General features: G+C 76.5%; 4 protein-coding genes. 3 read left to right on the top strand and 1 reads right to left on the bottom strand.

Annotated features, from left to right (window positions below):
• Positions 1 to 315 (top strand): sulfurtransferase TusA family protein (locus tag LCE31_RS35545; RefSeq protein WP_225021951.1); only part of this gene is annotated, 315 nt, incomplete at its 5' end.
• A gap of 23 nt (positions 316 to 338) precedes the next feature.
• On the opposite strand, the gene LCE31_RS35540 is transcribed toward LCE31_RS35545, so the two are convergent.
• On the bottom strand, positions 339 to 1316 hold the full coding sequence (locus tag LCE31_RS35540) for a carbohydrate kinase family protein (RefSeq protein ID WP_225021949.1): 978 nt from the start codon (positions 1314 to 1316) through the stop codon (positions 339 to 341).
• Positions 1317 to 1465: 149 nt separating this feature from the next.
• Between LCE31_RS35540 and LCE31_RS35535 the strand changes: the two genes are divergently transcribed.
• Both LCE31_RS35535 and LCE31_RS35530 read left to right on the top strand, forming a co-directional pair.
• On the top strand, positions 1466 to 1723 hold the full coding sequence (locus tag LCE31_RS35535; RefSeq protein WP_225021947.1) for a hypothetical protein: 258 nt from the start codon (positions 1466 to 1468) through the stop codon (positions 1721 to 1723).
• A 132-nt stretch (positions 1724 to 1855) separates the two neighbouring features.
• The gene (locus LCE31_RS35530; protein WP_225021945.1) at positions 1856 to 3472 is read left to right on the top strand and encodes a hypothetical protein; all 1617 of its coding nucleotides are present in this window, start codon (positions 1856 to 1858) and stop codon (positions 3470 to 3472) included.
• Positions 3473 to 3665 lie beyond the last annotated feature (193 nt).

Below are 3665 nucleotides of genomic sequence, written 5' to 3'. Positions count from 1 at the left end.
GGTGCGGAGCCCGCCTCGGAGACGCCGGGAGGGGGCGGGGAGCCCGAACCGGCCGAGGCGCCCGGGGAGCCGGGGAGCGCCGGCGAGCCGGACGCGATGGTCGTCAACGCGCTGGGCAAGCGGTGTCCGATCCCGGTCATCGAGCTGGCGAAGGTGTTCGGCCGCGTGCCGGTCGGCGGGACGGTGGCGGTGCTGTCGGACGACGCGGCGGCCCGGCTGGACATCCCGGCGTGGTGCGAGATGCGCGGACAGGAGTACGCGGGCGAACGGCCGGCGGACGGAGGCGTCGCCTACCTGGTCCGCCGGCTGTCCTGAGCCGGGCCGCCCGGGTACCCGGGTCAGGCGGGCAGGTGGGCCTGGACCTCGACGGCGGCGTCGTGGCCGTACGCCTTGGTGAAGCGCTCGAGGAAGTGGTGGCGCGCCAGCGTGTACTCCTGGGTGCCGACGGTCTCGATGACGAGCGTGGCCAGCATGCAGCCGACCTGGGCCGCGCGCTCCAGGGAGACGCCCCAGGACAGGCCCGCGAGGAAGCCCGCGCGGAAGGCGTCACCGACGCCGGTGGGGTCGGCCTTGGCCTCCTCCTGCGCGCAGCCGACCTCGATGGTCGGGTGGCCCATCTTCTCGACGCGGGCGCCGTTCTTGCCGAGGGTGGTGATGCGGTGGCCGACGCGGCTGAGGATCTCGGCGTCGGTCCAGCCGGTCTTGGCCTCGATGAGGCCCTTCTCGTACTCGTTCGAGAAGAGGTATGTGGCGCCTTCGAGGAGGGTGCGGATGTCGTCGCCCTCCATCCGGGCGATCTGCTGGGAGAAGTCGGCGGCGAACGGGATGCCGCGGGTGCGGCACTCCTCGGTGTGCCGGAGCATCGCCTCCGGGTCGTCGGCGCCGATCAGCAGCAGGTCGAGGCCGCCGACACGGTCAGCGACGTGCTGGATCTCGATCAGCCGGGCCTCGCTCATCGCGCCGGTGTAGAAGGAACCGATCTGGTTGTGGTCGGAGTCCGTCGTACACACGAAGCGCGCGGTGTGCAGATGGTCGGAGATGCGCACGGAGCCGGTGTCGACCCCGTGCCGGTCCAGCCAGCCGCGGTACTCGTCGAAGTCCTCCCCCGCCGCGCCGACCAGGATCGGCCGCAGGCCCAGCTGGCCCATGCCGAAGCAGATGTTGGGAGCGACACCGCCCCTGCGCACGTCGAGGTTGTCGACGAGGAAGGACAGGGAGACCGTGTGGAGCTGGTCGGCGACGAGCTGGTCCGAGAAACGGCCCGGAAAGGTCATCAGGTGGTCGGTGGCGATGGAGCCGGAGACTGCGATTCGCACGGCGTGAACGCTCCTGGGGATACGAACGGTTGGCTCTTCACGCTACCGCTCCCCGCAAGGGCCGTCGTGAGGAGGACCTCGGCACATGGGCGGGAACCCACCCGAATGCGGAAGTTTGCCGCGCGCCCCGGCCTGCGTACCGTGGGTGCATGAGCCATCACGGAGTGAAGCGCGGCGGAGCCGGCGCGGAGGTCGGGATCGAGCCGGGGGCGGGCCTCGCGGAGCTGCGCGGCCACTGTGCGCGCATGTCCTCGCGGTGGGGCGCGCGGCCGGTGGGCGCCGCGGGCATGCCGGGCGTCGCGGGCGTGCCAGGCGTCGCGGGCGTGCCGGTGCGGCCGATCGCAGGGGTACGGGTCGACGCGGGGTCGGTGCTGCTGGTCGCGGACATGCCGGAGTACGGGGGCTGAGCGAGGCGCCGGGGACAGGACGGCCGCCCCCGCCCCCCCCCGCCCCGGCGCCCGGAACCGGGCCGGGGGCCGCCACGTCCCACCGTTGACCGTGGACATACGAACGGACAACCGGCCGAAGGAGCGGGAGCCGTGGGCAGTACACAGCAGCCGCAAGAACCCGGCGACGGGACCACGCACCACGACCCGGAGGCGACCGCGGCCCCGGCACCGGGCAGGCGCAGGCGGCGAACGCCGCTCGTGGCGGCCTCGGTGGCGGCGGCGGTCCTGGTCGTGGCCGGCGGCGGCGCGTACCTCGCGGCCGGATCGGGCGGCGGTCCTGACGCGAAGCCGCCGCTGCGCATCGGCCCCGCCTACGACGCGGTGGGCTACGGCGGTCCCGCGTACGAGCGGGTGGACCCGGGCGGCCCCATGGCGTCGACGTCGCCCTCGCCGTCATCGGTGACCGGCATCGCTCCGGGAGAGCCGGCTCCGAGCGGGCTGGTCTACCGGGCGCGGGGCCCCCTGCCGGACGGGCCGGACTCGGCGCGGGTGTACGACGCGGACGCGGACGTGACGGCCGCGCGGGTCGCGGCACTGGCGAAAGCGCTGGGGCTGTCCGGGGCCCCGCACACGGACGGGCAGTTCTGGCAGGTCGGTACGGTGACCGACACCGCGGCGCCGCTGCTGCGGGTGCAGAAGAAGGCGCCGGGCACCTGGACGTTCACCCGCTCGGCCGTCTCCCCCGGCACCTCCTGCGCGAAGGGCGCCTCCTGCCCGAGCACCGCCACGGGCCCCGACCCCGACCCGGGCGGCCCCGTGCACAGGGCCGGCGGCGCGGTGGGCGAGGCGGCGGCGAAGCAGGCCGCCGCGCCCGTGCTCGCGGCCGTGGGACAGCGCGGCGCCCACGTCGACGCGGCGCGGCTGCTGGGGGCCGAGCGGATGGTGAACGCGGACCCGGTGGTGGCCGGGCTGCCCACGTACGGCTGGACGACCGGCCTCCAGGTCGGTGCCGACGGACGGATCGCGGGCGGCAGCGGGCAGCTCACCGTGCCGGCGGCGGGCACCTCCTACCCGGTGACCGGGGCGGCGCAGGCGCTGAAGGCGCTGAACAGCGCGGCGTCCGGCGCCACGGGGGCGGGCGGGTGCACCCCGCGCGTGCCGCTGGCCGGCGGGCCGGTCACGGGCGCGGAGCCCGCGCCGTCGGCGACCTGCGCGTCCAGGTCCCCGGCGGAGGAGCGGACGGTGCCGGTGGGCTCGGCGGCCTTCGGGCTCGCGGCGCGCACCGTGAACGGCCGGCCCGCGCTCGTACCGTCGTGGCTGTTCACCGCCGATCCGGGCGGCGGCACACCCGCGTACCGGGTGACGCAGCCGGCCGTGGCGCCCGAGTACCTCAGGCCGACGCTGCCGCCGCACGGGATGAGGCCCGGCGACGGGGCCGGCTCCGGCGCGAGCCGGCTGCCCGCGCCCGGTGCCTCGACCGCGGGGACGGCGGGCGGGATGGGTCAGGCGTCCCTCTCGTACACCACGCACGGCCGTGATCTGACGGTGCGGTTCTGGGGCGGGGTGTGCGGCACGTACGGGCTGCGGGCGGACGAGTCCGCCTCGGCGGTGCGGGTGCTCGTGCGGCAGCCCGCCCGGGAGCCGGGCCGGATGTGCGAGGCGCTGGCGAAGCGGCTCACGAAGACGGTGACGCTGAAGCGGCCGCTGGGCGACCGCGTCGTGCTCAGCGCGACGACCGGCGCGAAGGTGCCGCACGCGGCGTCCTGAGGGCGCTCGGAGCCGCGCCCCGGCGGTCGCGGAAGGCCCGCGCGGGCCGCGCGCCGGAGGGGGCGGGCAGACGCCGAACGGGCCAGGGCCGGAACGGGCCAAGCGCCGGGAGACGCACGAAGACCCGGGGGGGGGGGGGGGGGGGGGGGGGGGCCCCCGCCGGGGGGGGGGGGGGGCGGGGCCGGGCGGGGGG

It is taken from the genome of Streptomyces sp. 8L (genome assembly GCF_020176795.1).
Classification (GTDB): domain Bacteria; phylum Actinomycetota; class Actinomycetes; order Streptomycetales; family Streptomycetaceae; genus Streptomyces.
This window is presented reverse-complemented; position numbering and strand designations above follow the sequence as displayed.